Below are 16,643 nucleotides of genomic sequence, written 5' to 3'. Positions count from 1 at the left end.
TCTTTAATCAACCGGCATACCAAATTCGATTCGTTTCTTCTTAATCTCTTCATCTATCAGAATCGAGTAATCAATGATTGTTTCTCGTGAATCAGTCTTGGAATTGATTACCTTTCTTATAGCGTTTGAAATATGACGGCCTGTGAAGTATCCACCGGGAACTTCTCTGATACCTACTGTTGAATCCCACTGTTCATTCAGAACCGCAATGTCATCTGTACTCCAGGACAGATTTGAGAATGCGTCTCTGTTTGCTGTAGCATATCTTGCAGATGATCCAAGAAGGGCCTCGATCTCACGACCAAATCTTACCTGTGTATCCGCGGTAGCCCACCACTTCATGAACTCCCAGGAGTTCTGCTTGAGTTCTTCATCCTCTGTTGCGATCATCATTGTTGCGCTTCCTGTGATGAAGTCTGATCTGTCGAGGTATGTCTTGCCGCTCTCATCCGTTCTGTAGGTTCCGGGAATAAGAGTGAAGTCCCAAAGTCCCCTGATCTCAGGTGCGGATACCATAAGTGTGTTATATGTTGAGTATGGTGCAATTCCTATTGGCATCTCTCCTGAACGGAATCTGCTGACGAAATCGTAAACAGTAGGAATACCATAGTCATTGAAGTATCTTACGTAATCATCGAATGCTGCAACACCGGCCTCTGTGTTAACTGTGGTCTTGGTGCCGTCCTCGTTGTACATATCTCCGCCGTACTGATACAGGAGTGAGAAGTACATTGAAAGGTCCGGGGTGTTGGACATTACTGATGTTGCTGCTGCGGTAGCACCGCTGCTTCCTGCTGCTGTAGGAATACCGATTGAAAGGTTGTTTCCCTGAATTGTGGGAAGCATCTCGATCAGTTCCTTCCAGGTATTGGGAATCTCAAGCTCCATCTCTTCAAGAATGTCTTTTCTATAGAACATAACGTTGAAGGTCTGTGTCTCGGGAACACCGTAGATGTGTCCGTCGAGTCTGTACTGCTCATAGGAGCTCTCTGAGTAATGGCTCATTACTTCTTCCCAACCATCGAACTGAGTGATATCCTCAGCTGCGCCACGGAGCGCATAGTTTACAGGCTGGTCGGCACCTACGGAAAGAACTACGTTAGGTCCTCTTCCTGCAAGAACCGCATTAAGAAGTGCACCGGGATCAACGATCTCAACGTTGACCTTGACTCCTGTTGAAGTAGTGAAGTCATCATCTACCATTGTCTTAAGGATTGTTCCCTGATCACGTCCGGTCAGTACCCAAACCTTAACTACCTTATCACTGCCCTTCTCGTCATATACATCTCCGACTGAGTTGTAGTCTACGAAGAAGGATGCAACGAAGGACTTGATCTCATGAGCGGCCTTGGTAAAGAAGTTGGCCTTGTCCTTCTTGGGTGTTACACCTGTACCTGAAATAACCAGGTAGTCGATATCAAGCTTGGTCTCACTCATTTTAAGTGATGCTGTGCCAAGTGATGTGATGTTATCTTTAAAAGTAGTAAACTCTGTTGTTATCTTCTGAGGCTTAGCACAGAATCTCTCAAGCTGCTGAGCAATTGTCTGAGCTGTTGCAATGTTATCAGCCATCTGTCCGGAATAAGCAACCATGTCATCTACTATCTTATAGAGCTTCTTGGCTTCCAGTTCCATGGCTTCCATGATCTCGGGATATGTAGTCTCGATATGGTAATCTCTGTATACGTCAGGGCTTGCTCCGGTGTAAACAAGGATTCTACGATAAATCTGATTGAGTCTGAAGGTTGAATCCTCCATCTCCTCAAGGATAGCACCCATACCTCCGAGAGTTGCCTCAAGTCTTATTGTGTGCTGACCCTTGGTAAGGTAGAACTTGTAAGGTGTTCCTGTCTCATCTGCAAGATCGAGGCAATCCCAATCATTTGAATAAGAGAAAGATATCTCTTCAAGTCCCTTGAAAGGAACCTCTCCATCGATTGTCACGCATCTGTTTGAAACAGATCCTCTTGCGTAGTTCTGGCGGCCCTTGATCATAATATTGTAGAAACCGTCTGCGGGAACTTCGAAGTTCCACTCGATCCACTGACCTGAACTTCTCCAGCTTTCACCACCAACATAGTTCAGTACTGTGTTGGTTACGCTGTTAGGAAGGGTGGTCGGCGAGGATCGATCATATTTAGCATAAAGGGAGGATTCTGATCTAAGGGTTGAATCCTCGCCCTGTACCACCTGCTGATATGTCGTTGCTTCCTGGCTGTCTGTTCCTGTCTGTGAAGCAAGGTATTCCTCATATGTAGGTGCCTCTTTAATTCCCTTAACCGTAAGTTTGGAAAGAATCATGGGCTCGTTGTCTGCTCTTAAGGAAAGTTCATTCTCTCCTTTTTCAAAATAGAACATGTAAGGATCTGCTACATATCCCATGCTGTCCTTGAAGTAAGCTGACTGCTTGTCAAAGTACTCAACCTGTCTGGGTCTTATCTCGTTGCCCTGGTTATCAACCTTGACCTCACCGCCGTCCATCCACATTCTCGTGAAGGCGATGTTTCTTGCTCCTTCAAAAGGAAGCTCTCCGTTAATGAGAACGGATCTCTCTGCGGCAACTCCTCTTGACTCCGGAATCAGGTATTCCATATAGAGTCTGTAGAAGCCCGCCTCCGGAACATTGACCTTCCAGGTAACCAGAGATCCCGTATCTGTAAATAATCCGTCGGCTTCTTTTTTAACAGTACCCTCTGCCTGGTAGTCATCGAGCTGTATGTCGATGTCCGTTGAAGGCTTGCCAGCATCCTTGTACTGGGCAAGATACTTATTATAAGTACCGACTCGTTCCATACCCTGGACATCCACCGTCAGGTCGGTGTCCTTGTATTTATCATGGAAGTCTTTCACATCCCGTCCGGATAGCACCACGAAGACCCCACCGATAACTGTTATGGATAAAACTACTGCAATGATTTTCTTTACTGTGGTATGCAAGAGTAAGTCCTCCCCATTTATTGCTTCTCAATATTTGCTACAGGCTATTACAACCTGCACTATAAAGGATATCGGCTTGGGAGCCTTGTCGCCTACCAAATTTTGCCTTATGGTATTCAGATATTGCGATGGCAGATAGAAAAAAGAGATGTCATTTTTGTGCACATTTGACAAATCAGAAATAATTTTGTAGTATGCTTTTAGGTAAAATAAGCACGATGTGAAAAAGAATAGCAATATTTGAGAAGAAGAATAGGGATTAAAGTGCTAAGATATGCGTACAAAACGCATAAAGAAATCCAGTGTTTTTGCGATTTACCTAGAGATGTTGTTAAGATGAAGCAATGCCATAATACGTAATTATATATTGCTTTTTTATGTTATGAAGTATATTCCTATGGCAATATTTCATGGCAGGGAGGAACAAAGGTATGATTCTAAGAAATGAAGGCGTAAGTCTGGATTATTACCAGCAAAATACCGATTATGAGAGTCGTTCTCTTGAAGGGACCAAAGAGAATTCCATTTTCCCCAAGGACAGTTCCATCAGAATATGGTACAACGAGCTGAACGTGGATTATCCCACGCACTGGCACAATGCCCTTGAGATCATTGTTCCTATTGAGAACTACTACGATATTGATGTGGACGGGGAGCCCCACAGAGTAATGCCGGGAGATATCTTCTTTATCCCTCCGAGAAAATCACATGCACTTCATGCACCCAAGTCCGGTCAGCGTTATGTATGCCTTTTCGATATTGACTTTTTCTCCAATGTAAGAGGCTACTCGGGACTTATCACAATGCTGAAGGATTGCATTCATATAACCCCCGACACCTTTGCACCTGTATATAATGAAGTGTATGATCTGTTCTCACAGATCTGGAATGAGTATTTCCAGAAGACCGAGTTCTATGAGTTCTCGATCTACTCACATCTGTTCCAGATCATGACCATCCTGTCCAGATTCAATCTCAACAGAATGCAGCTCTTCACTGATTCAACTCCGGTTAAGAGACGTGAGTATTTCGATCGTCTGAATAACGCCATCGACTATATCGATGAGAACTACGCCAATGACATCACTCTGGATGATGCTGCTGCCTTCAGCGGTTTCTCCAAGTTCCATTTCTCCCGTTTGTTCAAGGAGTATATGAACTGTACCTTCTACGATTACCTCATCGGAAGACGTATCAAGGCAACCGAGATACTGCTCACCAGGGATGACCTGTCAATTACTGACATCGCTCTTCAGGCAGGTTTCTCAAGTATCTCTACTTTCAACCGCACCTTCAAACTCAAGAAGGGCTGCACCCCCGGTGAATACAGAACCCTTTTCTCCGGCGGTTTAGGCAAAGAAAAGGGCGATGTATCGGAAAAGATTTAAATCTTTATCATTTATTGAATTTCCAACTGTATAATCTGAACGGATCTCCGGAGAATACAAAGAATACTGCGTGTTCTCCGGTTATTTTTTTGTCCAGTGATGCGGTGATGGTTGTAAGCTCATCTGCATCTGCGCCGCTGACATCCACATATCCCGCAGCCTCTGAAGCGGGAGTGTCGAGACAGATCTTGATTGCTCCGGCGCCTTCTGACAGAGCCTTAACTTCAACTTCTGCTGCTCCGTCTTCTCCGAAGTCTGCTCCGCTGACACTGATCCAGCTGCCGGGAAGCATATCTGCTACTATCATATCTCCTGAGCCATACTTCTTGGCCTCATCGCCAAACTGTTTGGTTGTAACGCCTGATTCATTGGACATTGTTACTGCCTTGGTCTCTGTATAAGGATCAAAGCTCTTAAGCTGCTTAACGCCCTCTTTGGTCCCTGTGCTCACTGAAGGAGCGTTATTCTCATCTATCACAAGCTTGTCGATATGAGTGCTGCGGTAGCCTCCGTCAATTCCCATCTTTTTCTCAAGCATTCTTGCATGATAGGTGATGTACCACTGTCCCTCAAATTCGAACATGCAGTGGTGATTGTTACCGCCTACTCCAAAGAATCTCTCAGGATTCTTAAGGACAGGGTTGCAGGCTGTGAAAGGTCCCATGGGTGAATCGGACTTCATGGTCATGATCTCGCCGGATTCAAAACCGTTCTCCTTGGCAGCCTCAGGTGTTACATTAAAGTTGGTGCAATAGGAATAATAATAGGTACCGTCAATCTTGTTGATTCCTGAATCCTCAAATAAATAGGAAACATTCTCTATAGGCTTGGGATCTCCCTTGAGGCTGATCATATCATCGCCAAGCTCGCAAACTCTTGCTGTTCCGGGATTGGATGCTGCCTCGGGAGAAGGGATACCGCCACCGAAGTAGATGTATGCTCTTTTGTCGGCGTCCATAAGAACTGCGGGGTCAAAGAGCCATGTTACCTCTGCGCAGGTAGGAGTCTCTCTGGAAATAAGAGGCTTGTTAATGGGATCGGTAAAGGGTCCCACCGGTGAATCTGCTGTCAGAACAGCAATTCCGTTGCCGTTGTTGGCAAAGTATAAGAAGAACTTGTCCTTGCCGTCTATATTCTTGTAAGCTGCTGCAGGTGCCCAGGAGTTCTTGCCCCAGGTTGAAGCACCTGTAAGACCTGAAGCATAAATAGTTCCGTGGTCTGTCCAGTTCACAAGGTCATCGGAGGAAATAACATTGATGGTGTTGATATTACCATAGGTATTCTCCTTGACTGTTCCGTCTGCATTATAAGAAGGCTTGTCACCGGTCATATAGATGTATACTCTTCCATCGTATACAAGAGCGTAAGGGTCTGCACCAAAACGCTGAACCATAACGGGGTTGTGATCCGTTATTCCCTTGAGGCTCTGCTCCGGTTTGAGGTTGTCGAATACTTCACTGATATTCAGGGCTTTTGTGTCCATGTCTGTTAAATCTCCATTTTCATCTGTTTCTTGTTGCTCTACTGCATTGCTGCCGGTGCTGTCCTCAGACACTGTGTTTGGAGCAGCCCCCGAAGCACAGGCAGTCAGGAAAAAAGAAACGGCGACCAAACGCAAGATTATTATTAGAGGTTGTTTGTGTTTAAAAGTTGTTTTGTTTTGGAAATGTGTAGTCACCGTTTTATCTCTCCTGTGATAAAAATAATATTTGATTTTGTAATTTTTCATCCACCGAAATGTTGCTCATTTCACCGCAGTAATTGCCAAAACCCGCAACTTCGCAAGTGTTGCCCATCCACCCGCAATATGTGAATAGACTCATTTCTTTTGTAGACTATAAATTTAAATATGAAAAAATAACAATTTCGTTAATAAAATGTATTGGAGAAAAAATATGCTTAGAACAACTAATACCGAAAACGGAAAAGTCAGCGGACTCCCCGGTAGCAATCCGCGCATCACTGCTTATCTGGGCATCCCCTTTGCTGCTCCTCCGGTGGGCAAGAACAGATGGAGAGCGCCTCAGCCCGCAGAAAGCTGGGAAGGCGTAAGATTATGCCATGAGTTCGGCCCCATCTCCTATCAGAACACACCGGGAATGGGTACAGATATCTACTGCAGAGAATGGCATGTGGATGCCGATATTCCCATGAGTGAAGACTGTCTCTACCTCAATGTATGGACTCCGGCCAAGGCAGCCTATGAGAAGCTTCCTGTACTCGTATGGTTCTTCGGAGGCGGCTTCCAGTGGGGCTATACAGCCGAAATGGAGTTTAACGGAGAAGCTCTTGCCAAAAAAGGTGTGGTTGTAGTCAGTGTCGCATACAGACTTAACTGCTTTGGCTTCATGGCTCATCCCGAGATTACAAAAGAATCTCCCGATGCTCCCGCCAACTTTGGTCTCCTTGATCAGAAGGCAGGTCTTCACTGGGTATACAGAAATATCGCAAACTTCGGCGGAGACCCGGAGAAGATCACCATCGCAGGTCAGTCTGCAGGTGGTTCCAGCGTTATGCACCAGTACACTCACGAAGGCAATTTTGATGTAATTAAGGGTGCTGTGGTTCTCAGCGGAATCATCAGACTTCCTGATCCCAAGGACGATATTTTCCGTCCCCTTGATCTTCCCAAGGCTGAGGAACTTGGCAAGGCATTCCTTGATTCCCTTGGTGTGAAGAGCCTTGATGAAGCCAGGGAGATTGATTCCAAGTCCCTGCTTGCCGGCTACGATAAATTTGTTTCCGATCACCCTCGTATGTTCCCTATAAGAGACGGTTTCTTCTGCAAGGGCGATCCGGTTGAGCTTTTTGTCGAAGGCAAATGTGCCAAGGCTCCCATCATCGCAGGCAACACCTCCGATGAGTTCATGATGGGCAGCATCAATACCGTTGAACAGTCCGTTAAGAGCACCTTCAACGACGCTACCAAAAAAAGAGCAGATCAGAGTTGCTACTATTACCGCTTCGATCCCGATATTCCGGGCGACGGCAATGTATTTACAACTCCCGATGGCCATGTCATCAACGATAGTCACCCCGGTACCTTCCACTCCTGCGACCTGTGGTTCTTCTTTGATAACCTGATTAAGTGCCACCGTCCCTATGAGGGAAGACATTTCGAGCTGGCAAGGCAGATGAGTGACTATTTCGCAAACTTTATCAAGACCGGTGATCCCAACAAGGGCGGCAGCGAGAAGATCGCACTTCCTGTATGGGCACCTTATACCGATTCCGACAGAAACGAGATAGAGTTCATCTCAAGAGGCGCTTCCCCCCGCAAGGAAGGCGGCATCAGAAACAATTACAAGAAGCAGGCAGTCAACCCTTATCTTCCAAACTGGGAGTATGTTCCCGACGGAGAGCCCTATGTATTCGGAAACAGGGTATATGTCTACGGTTCCCACGATATCTACGGCGGAGAGACCTTCTGCATGGGCGACTACGTATGCTGGTCAGCTCCCGTCAATGACCTTGGCAACTGGCACTACGAAGGCGTGATCTACAGAAAGACTCAGGATCCTCTTAATGAAGACGGACATATGTGTCTGTACGCTCCTGATGTAACTCAGGGCCCAGACGGAAGATATTACCTCTACTATGTACTTGATAAGATCAGTGTTGTTTCCGTTGCAGTTTCAGACTGTCCCAATGGTCCTTTCGAGTTCTACGGTTATGTTCACTATGAAGATGGCACCAAGCTGGGTGACAAAAAGGGCGATGAGCCTCAGTTTGATCCCGGTGTTCTTACAGAAGGTGATGAAGTTCATCTTTATACAGGCTTCTGCGGACACGGCGACGAATCAAGACATGGCGCTATGTACACACTTCTTGACAAGGATATGCTCACAGTCAGGAAAGCTCCCGAGATCGTGGTTCCCGGCAAGATCTACAGCGCAGGCACAGGCTATGAGGGACACGCCTTCTTCGAGGCTTCATCCATCAGAAAGAAGGATGACACCTATTACTTCATCTATTCCTCAGAGGTTATGCACGAGCTGTGCTACGCAACCTCAGACAAGCCCGCAGGACCTTTTACCTATGGCGGAGTTCTGGTCAGCAACTGTGACCTTCATATCGGAGACTACAAGGCTCCCGAGGTTCCTTCAGCCTACGGCGGAAACAACCACGGCAGCATGATACAGATCGGTGATGAGTGGTATATCTTCTATCACAGACACACCAACGGCACCTGGTTCAGCAGGCAGGCCTGCGCAGAGAAGCTCCATATCAATGAGGACGGCTCCATCGATCAGGCAGAGATCACCAGCTGCGGACTTAACGGCGGCCCTCTTGAAGCATACGGTGAGTATCCTTCCTACATCGCCTGCAACATCTTTACCAGAGCACACAAGATGTATGTTGAGCCCGATGCTCCCAGAGTCGTTCAGGAATTTGACAATACAGGCTACGGAATCAGCTATATCAAGGATATTGTTGACGGTACAGCTGTGGGATTCAAATATTTTAACTACGAACATGTAACAGGCCTTAGAATCAAGACCAGAGGCTATTTCAAGGGACATTTCGACGTCACCACAAGCCTTGGCGGAGAGGTTATCGGAACTATCGTAAAAGATGATTCTTCAAACATCTGGGATGCAAGAGAATGTCATTTTGAAGAGATAAATGGTATACATGCACTTTATCTGCGTTATAATGGTTCAGGTAGTTGTTCACTTGCAACGATTGAATTTTTGAAAGGATAATTTTTTATGAGAAAGTATTTTAAGAAACTGTTGGCTGTTGGTATGGCAACAAGCCTTGCATTTGCCGGCCTCGCAGGATGCGGTTCTGACGCAGCTCAGAACATTCCTCAGGACAATCAGGAGGCCGTAGAAGCTACTCAGGAAGCCACCGAAGCAGCTCCTGCTGCTAAGGCCACAACTGAGACAGCTGCTGAGGAAGCCACAGAGGCTCCTGCTGCTGCTGCTGAGGCTACTACTGAGGAGGTAGCAGAAGACACAGCTTCCGATATTCCCATTGAGGAGAAGGAAATGAAAGATATCACTCCAGCCGAACTTGTAGCTCAGATTGAGATTGGCTGGAACCTTGGTAACTCTCTGGATGCTTATGGCGCTTCAGGCCTTGCTTCTGAGACCAGCTGGGGTAATCCCGCTACTACCAAGGAGATGATCGATGCCGTCGCAGCCAAGGGCTTCAACAGCATCAGAGTTCCAGTAACCTTCGGCGGACACATGGGTCCTGCTCCTGATTACACCGTTGATCCCGAGTGGATGGCACGTGTTAAAGAAGTAGTTGATTACTGTATCGAGGATGACCTCTATGTACTTCTTGATTCTCATCACGAAGAGGACTGGAGAATTCCCGACAACGACCACGTTGATGCAACAAGCGAGCAGATGGCTGCTCTTTGGACTCAGATTGCTGAGGAATTCAAGGATTACGACTATCACCTTATTTTCGAGGGAATGAATGAGCCCAGAGTTAAGGGCGGTCAGAACGAGTGGAACGGCGGAACACCTGAGGTAAGAAAGTGCCTTGATACGCTGAATCAGGTTTTCGTTGACACAGTAAGAGCCACCGGCGGAAACAACGAGTATCGTCTGCTTCTTATTACCAGCGTTGCAGGCTCTCATGTTATTTCAACCATCGCTCCTCTTAAGATTCCTGAGGATGACCACATTGCAGTTGCGATCCACGCTTACACTCCTTACGCCTTCACCTATGAGGATCCCAGCGCTAACCCCTATGATAACTGGGATGGTTCACACAAGGGCGATATCACCGGAGTGTTCTCAGACCTCAGCAGAATCTTCCTTGCCAAAGGAGTTCCCGTTCTTATTACAGAGATGGGCGCCGTTGACAAGAACAATGAAGATGAAGTTGTTAACTGGGTTACAGAGTATCTAAGCCGCGCCAAGAAGAGCGGAATTCCCTGTTACTGGTGGGATAACGGCAACTTCGATCAGGAAGGCGAGAAGTTCGCAGTATTTAACAGAAACGACAACACCTGGTACAGAGAGAAGCTCGTAGATGCTATGATGGCTGTTTACGAAGAGGAGTAATCCGGTTAGATACTGAAATTAGTACAGAATAATAAGGCATCAGATTTATCCTTTTAGGATTTATCTGATGCCTTTTACTTTGCTTATATATCTTTTTATTTATTTCTATTTTTCCTATTTCTTAATGTATCTATTTCTTAATGTATCTATTTCTTTATATATCTGTTTCTTACCGGAGTCTTTATCTCTTTCTTGCCGCCATTTTCTTGGCGTTGATCTCGGCAAGACGCTTATTTATCTGATTTCTGATAAAGTCCTCTTCCCCGTCCTTAACAAGGTAATACATATAGGAATCAAGAACCAGCTCCTGGGGAAGTCCTCTTCCCACCAGCTTAAAGTTCCTAAAGCCCATATCGATATAGTCCTTCATCTCCTCCTTGGATATAAAGGCAGGCTTGTTCTTACAGTCCTCAAAGGATTTCTTTTCCTGTCTGTTGGGACAGTTGAAGGGCCTTGAGATCTCGAATTCCAATTGCTTTAAGGCCTCATCTCTGTAGTGCTCTAGGCGCTTGGGGCACTCGGGGAAACAGATCTCATCGCAGAGGATCTCCACTCTGTCAGCCACAGGTCTTAAGCTCTCAAGAATCTCTTTGTTGTGGTTCATATCATAGTCGAGAACCACCATGAAATAATCCTTCTCAAATTCCGCATGCAGCTTCTCCGGATCTGTGATTCTCTTGGTTGTGGATGAAATGAATTTAAAGCCCGGATACTCTTTTCTCAGATAATTCTCCAGAACCTCGGTATTTACAAGCACCTGATTCTCGCCGTTATCGGCAAGGCGCATTATGAGGTTACAGAATGTGTCATTTAAATGCTTCTCCTCAATGAGGGGGTTGGTCCAGGTAAAGCGCACGGGAACATGCTTGGAATTGAACATCTTGATGGTGCGCTCTATCTCATTCTTGGGGCAAAAGCCAAGAACTGTTCTGCCACCGTTCCAAATTGCTCCGGGGAAGGTGCCGTACACACTTCCTACTCTGTAATTTTCGTTAAAAGAATTGGGAAACTCCCTCATCAGTTCAATGACAGTGTAGTTCAGATCCCTGAACACACTAAAGCCCGGCAAATGCCAGTAAATATAATCCTTCATCCCAGCATACCTTCCTCAATAACTAAATTTGCAAGCTTGCATCCTGCCACGGCGATCAGATCCTGCGGTGCAAGCTCTATCTGAAATCCAACTTTGCCGGCGCTGACATATATATGCTCGTGATCGGCGGCTGTCTCATGAAGGAATGTCTGAAACTGCTTCTTCATGCCTATAGGAGAACATCCTCCGTGAACATATCCGGTAAGAGGCAGGAGATCCTTTTGTTTGATCATTGCGATGGACTTCTCTCCTGCAGCCTTGGCGGCCTTCTTAAGATCAAGCTCTTCTGCGACGGGAATGACAAATACATAGTAGGTATTGCTCTTACCCTGGGTTACAAGAGTCTTGAACACCAGCGCGGCATCTTCCCCAAGAATGCCGGCTATCTCTTCGCCTGTCATGGTAGCATCCGGTTCATATGAGTGGCTTGAATAGGGAATCTTTTTGCCCTCAAGTACACGCATAACATTGGTCTTCTCTTCTTTTTTCATGGTGATTACCTTCTTCGTAAAAATGAATATGTCTATTGTCGCACTTCGATAAGAAAATTACAAATAAAATCGGATGCAATGAACAGTTCACTTATTCAATACGACAAGTATGTAGTTGTGATACCCGGTAGATTCAAATCCGCTGAAAGTATAGAAATACCCTGGATATTGATATAAAGGGGCTTTCGCGGCATATCCTCGCCAAAAAGCGGCTGCGGTATTCCACGGTCCCCTTGACATCAATATTCAGGGCTTTAGGGGCTAATCAAGCGGATTTGAATCAGGTGTGTGGCATACGAAAGCTACATTATTGCACCAGTTAGTATGCTTATTTGGCTCCTCACCTTATTAGATGGCCTATGATATTCATACTGATACTCCAGATAATGCTGTTTTAGTATGTGTATATAACACATTTCAGCCTTTACCAGCTAGATTTTGTTCCTGAAAGGCATATTAAGATGCGACTTCACAGGTATTTCATATGATTATCAAAATATTGATACCATAAAGGAGCCGGAAAACACGCAGATTATACGTGAACAGCATCAGACGTGTATGAATTAGCTTAATATGCAGGTCAAGTCCTTTTTTGTGTGTAAATTACCTTTAGGTGCTAATCGGCGCTATGCCGCCAATAGTTTCAGCTGTTCCACGGCTATTTCTTTAAGCTGAGGAATGTAGTCATCTACTGTTTGTAGCTGCTTCTTGGGATAACCAGATGTAGTTGCTGAAGCAAATGCTTCGTGAACATCCATAAGCACGCTCCCCATGATTCTTATTACAGAAGCATCATTAGGGAATACTCCAATCACTGTTGAGCGGCGCTTTAGTTCTCTGTTAAGACGCTCTATGTGATTTGATGTTCGATGATAGATCCTAAGGCGTTCTGGCAATACCATTACTGTCATTGCACTTTCGAATCCCGTGTCTAGACATTCCATAGCTGCTGGCGCAACATCACTGTAATCACCTATTATGCGGTCTCGGATCTTTCTTGCCTCTGAGATAGTTGAAGCGTGATACATTTCAAGCAACTCGGAATGGAGCCCTTTTTGATACTTATTGGGCGTTTTATCAAGTATATTTCTTGAGAAATGAGTTTGACATCTTTGCCATGGAACTTCAGAGAAGACCTTCTTTATTGCATAAAGGATACCAGGATGAGCATCGGAAGTAATGACTCTCACTCCGTGCAGGCCACGTTTTCTAAGTGACTCGATGAACATGAACCATGTATTGTTTGTTTCGTTATCAAACAGGTCAAATCCAATGACTTCACGCTTGCCTTCAGTATTTGTGGCGTAAGCTACCATGAAGGCCTTTGATACGATTCTGTGGTCATTACGTACCTTGAAATAAGTAGCATCTATAAGGACAAATGGATATGCATTGGTCAGCGGTCTGTTACGAAATTCATTAACAATGACGTCCAGATCCTTGCATACCTCCGACACCATAGACTTTGAGTAGGAAGTGCCACATAATGTTTCGACAACCTTTGCTACTTTTCTGGTAGATACACCGGCAACCACCATTTCGGCCATACTTGCTACAAGAGCAGCCTCACTTCTCTGGTAATTATCAAATATAAGTGACTTGAATGGAACATCTCTATGCCTGGGAACTACTAACTCAATCTTACCAAGACGAGTAATCAACTGGCGATCTCTGGTGCCATTACGGCTGTCAGTTCGGTCTTCAGAACGCTCGTATTTTTCTGCTTTGAGTTGTTCTGTAGATTCAGCTTGAAGGATGCTGTTCAAGCTGTCCTGTAGAAGCTTTTTAAATGCATCATCACGATTTGATGAAAGTAACTGTAGTATTTCTTCCTGGTTTAAAGTAATATTTAGTTGAGCCATTGAGCTATACCTCCGGTTAATTTGATTGTGGTGATTTAATTATACCTAAAGGTGAGCCTTTGGCTCTTTTAATATTAATTTATAAATTTACACCATTATATGGACATTACTAATATGCAGGAGAAGTGCACTTGCAGAGGGAAAATTATGATCTATGAGTGTCAGATTGTCACAATTCCGTCAACTTTAGGCCTCTGGGAGCACGCAGGTGAAAGGACAGTTTGATTCTGCGTGTTAGCTTCTGATTTTCTAAGCACGCCAGTTTCGATTGAGGGCAATATTGCGTGTTTTCGCTATGTTTGACCTGCCAGATTGTTCCAAGATTCTGAGCCCGAGGTAAGAAAACAGCCACCGCGTAAGCGGCTTGCCCTTGATAGCGCAAAGAATAATTGCTACAATGCTGTCCTCGACGGAGAAAAAATAGATTGTTCCTGAGTTCCTCGCCGTCGGTGGTGACGACGCAGCAATTATTCCTTGTGCTGTCAAGGGTGTGCGTACGGATTCCTTAACATAAATTACCACTATAAAATTTTATGTCTCACATACTTTCAGCGGATTTGAATCTACCGGGTATCACAACTACATATTTATTCGCTTTGTTCATAACTCGTCATTTTTTTACAATCTATAGTGCTGTATAAAAATGGACTCCGGCATCCAGTGCGACACCAAAGTCCATTTTGCGATCAATATTATTACTGAGATAGGCTGCGTATTACCTAAACTATCAGTGGTGGAACAGTCTGAGGCCTGTAAATGCCATAACCATATCGTGGCTGTTGGCTGCTTCGATGACGTTGTCATCACGTACAGAGCCGCCGGGCTGAGCTACATACTTAACGCCGCTCTTATAGGCTCTCTCGATGTTGTCACCGAAGGGGAAGAAAGCGTCGGAGCCAAGGGCAACGTCTGTGTTCTTGTCGAGCCATGCTCTCTTCTCTGCCTCTGTAAATACAGGGGGCTTCTCTTTGAAGATATTCTGCCACTTGCCCTCTGCGAGAACGTCCATGTAATCTGCGCCGATGTAGAGGTCGATGGCATTATCGCGGTCAGGTCTCTTGATGCTGTCAAGGAAAGGAAGGTTCAGAACCTGAGGTGCCTGACGAAGGAACCAGTTGTCAGCCTTGGAGCCTGCAAGACGTGTGCAGTGGATTCTGGACTGCTGGCCTGCACCGATACCGATGGCCTGGCCGCCCTTTACATAGCATACTGAGTTGGACTGTGTATATTTAAGTGTGATAAGTGCAATGATAAGGTCGATCTTGGCAGACTCAGGAAGATCCTTATTGTCTGTAACGATGTTGGTGAGCATGTCCTCACCGATCTCGATGAAGTTGTGTCCCTGCTCGAAGGTTACGCCAAATACCTGCTTCTTCTCAACTGCCTCGGGAACGTAGTTCTCGTCGATCTCGATCACTGCGTATTTGCCGCCCTTCTTGGCCTTGAGGATCTCAAGGGCCTCATCTGTGTAGCCGGGAGCAATGATTCCGTCTGAAACCTCTCTCTTAACAAGCCTTGCCGTATCTGCGTCGCAGACATCAGACAGGGAAATGAAATCTCCGAAGGATGACATTCTGTCAGCGCCTCTTGCTCTTGCGTAAGCGTTAGCCAGGGGGCTGAGCTCTCCAAGGTCCTCTACCCAGTAGATCTTCTTCTCGATATCTGTAAGAGGTGTTCCTACTGCTGCTCCGGCAGGTGATACATGCTTGAAAGAAGTTGCTGCGGGAAGGCCTGTTGCCTTCTTAAGCTCTGATACAAGCTGCCATCCGTTGAGGGCATCAAGCAGGTTGATGTAACCGGGTCTTCCGTTTAAAACCTTGATGGGAAGGTCACTTCCATTCTCCATATATACTCTTGAAGGCTTCTGATTGGGGTTGCAGCCATATTTAAGTTCGATCTCGTTCATGGTTATTCTCCTTTACGCGTTCTTGTTGATGATGCGGCTCTCATACTTGCCTGTTGCGATCTCAATATATCTTGTGAAAAGTGAAACCTTGTTGTCTGCGTTAAGAGCGCTCCAGACATTGTTAGTGAAGGTATCAATATCACCATCGATATTTACAAGAGTAGGCTCTCCCTCGTAGCTGGGAAGTGGATTGCCGTCACCCATATAGGTGTGGATAAAATAGCCTTCACCGGCCTTGGGATTCTCATAGGTAAAGGTGAATCTCTGGCAGGAAGAAGGATCTCCGTGATTGCTCTTCAAGATTGACATAGCAAAATCATACTTGCCCTCTGCCACGTTCATGATTCCTGAAATTCTGGGTGTGTAGTTGGGGGCATCAGGCTCAAACTCTCTTGTTCTGAGTGCCTGCTCGAAGGTATTGCCCTCCTTCATAAGATCATAAACAGTATCGGTCTGATCTCCGTTGGTTACGATGGTGGAATTACCAAGGACGCGGACAGGTGCATAGATGATAAGACTTGGATCCTCCATCTTGGAAGGATCGTGGGCCTGGGTGCGGATACCCTCACCGTCCTCTACGAATACGCGGTTTCTTGAATTCTCGCTTCTTCCCATGATGAAGTAAGCGCAGGCTGCGTATTTGCCATCAGGAGTTGTGCCGATTACGATTCCTCGGCCAGGGTAGGTGGTGCTTGAGATTTCTTTTACTAAATCTGTCATTGTGACCTCCGTATAATAGAAAGACCGCCTGGGCAAGCCACTACAGCGGCTGCCCAGGCGGTCGACAATTCTTTTCATTATCTGTACTCCCATGTGGTTACCCACTTATCCGCCAGTTGTACAGACACGTATAAGATACATTATCCTGCAGATTTTTTCAAGTACTTAATTGACCATTTTTATTCAATTCATGTACTGATCAATGCCATCTGCGATACCG

The 16,643-nt window shown here is 45.6% G+C and carries 10 protein-coding genes and 1 riboswitch; of the genes, 3 read left to right on the top strand and 7 right to left on the bottom strand.

All coding sequences use genetic code 11. From position 1 onward, the window contains the following. Positions 1-3: 3 nt before the first annotated feature. Positions 4-2,937 carry an extracellular solute-binding protein gene (locus NXH67_RS12530; RefSeq protein WP_022777732.1) on the bottom strand — a complete coding sequence of 978 codons (2,934 nt, stop codon included), beginning with the start codon at positions 2,935-2,937 and terminating at the stop codon, positions 4-6. A 431-nt stretch (positions 2,938-3,368) separates the two neighbouring features. Here NXH67_RS12530 and NXH67_RS12525 point away from each other — a divergent pair, with 431 nt between their 5' ends. Then, the gene (locus NXH67_RS12525) at positions 3,369-4,325 is read left to right on the top strand and encodes a helix-turn-helix transcriptional regulator (protein ID WP_022777731.1); all 957 of its coding nucleotides are present in this window, start codon (positions 3,369-3,371) and stop codon (positions 4,323-4,325) included. Positions 4,326-4,332: 7 nt separating this feature from the next. On the opposite strand, the gene NXH67_RS12520 is transcribed toward NXH67_RS12525, so the two are convergent. Next, positions 4,333-5,880, bottom strand: a complete 1,548-nt coding sequence (locus NXH67_RS12520) for a glycoside hydrolase family 43 protein (RefSeq protein WP_272797577.1) — start codon at positions 5,878-5,880, stop codon at positions 4,333-4,335. Positions 5,881-6,220: 340 nt separating this feature from the next. On the opposite strand from NXH67_RS12520, the gene NXH67_RS18315 reads away from it, so the two are divergent. Continuing rightward, positions 6,221-9,031, top strand: coding sequence for a carboxylesterase family protein (locus NXH67_RS18315; RefSeq protein WP_330676694.1), 2,811 nt, complete (start codon positions 6,221-6,223; stop codon positions 9,029-9,031). Positions 9,032-9,037: 6 nt separating this feature from the next. Next, a complete protein-coding gene (locus tag NXH67_RS12505) occupies positions 9,038-10,351 on the top strand; it encodes a glycoside hydrolase family 5 protein (protein ID WP_272797576.1) in 1,314 nt (437 codons plus the stop codon). Between the two features lie 181 nt (positions 10,352-10,532). Here the strand turns inward: NXH67_RS12505 and NXH67_RS12500 are convergent, their stop codons facing one another. The 5 genes from NXH67_RS12500 to NXH67_RS12480 all read right to left on the bottom strand — a co-directional run bounded on the left by NXH67_RS12500 (position 10,533) and on the right by NXH67_RS12480 (position 16,423). Beyond that, positions 10,533-11,444 (bottom strand): hypothetical protein, encoded by a 912-nt coding sequence (locus NXH67_RS12500; RefSeq protein ID WP_272797575.1) that lies wholly within the window; start codon positions 11,442-11,444, stop codon positions 10,533-10,535. Then, positions 11,441-11,935, bottom strand: coding sequence for a Cys-tRNA(Pro) deacylase (gene ybaK, locus NXH67_RS12495; protein ID WP_022777726.1), 495 nt, complete (start codon positions 11,933-11,935; stop codon positions 11,441-11,443). The genes NXH67_RS12500 and ybaK overlap by 4 nt, the downstream gene beginning before the upstream one ends. A gap of 626 nt (positions 11,936-12,561) precedes the next feature. Continuing rightward, positions 12,562-13,797: an IS256 family transposase gene (locus NXH67_RS12490; protein ID WP_272797574.1), complete on the bottom strand. Its 1,236-nt coding sequence runs from the start codon at positions 13,795-13,797 to the stop codon at positions 12,562-12,564. Positions 13,798-14,524: 727 nt separating this feature from the next. Next, positions 14,525-15,703, bottom strand: coding sequence for a phosphoribosylaminoimidazolecarboxamide formyltransferase (locus tag NXH67_RS12485; protein ID WP_272797573.1), 1,179 nt, complete (start codon positions 15,701-15,703; stop codon positions 14,525-14,527). Positions 15,704-15,715: 12 nt separating this feature from the next. After that, complete coding sequence (locus NXH67_RS12480; RefSeq protein WP_272797572.1) at positions 15,716-16,423, bottom strand: IMP cyclohydrolase; 708 nt, start codon at positions 16,421-16,423, stop codon at positions 15,716-15,718. Positions 16,424-16,467: 44 nt separating this feature from the next. Beyond that, positions 16,468-16,553: riboswitch (ZMP/ZTP riboswitch) on the bottom strand. Positions 16,554-16,643: the final 90 nt, after the last annotated feature.

The organism is Butyrivibrio sp. DSM 10294 (assembly GCF_028539135.1).
Taxonomy (GTDB): Bacteria; Bacillota; Clostridia; order Lachnospirales; family Lachnospiraceae; genus Butyrivibrio.
This window is presented reverse-complemented; position numbering and strand designations above follow the sequence as displayed.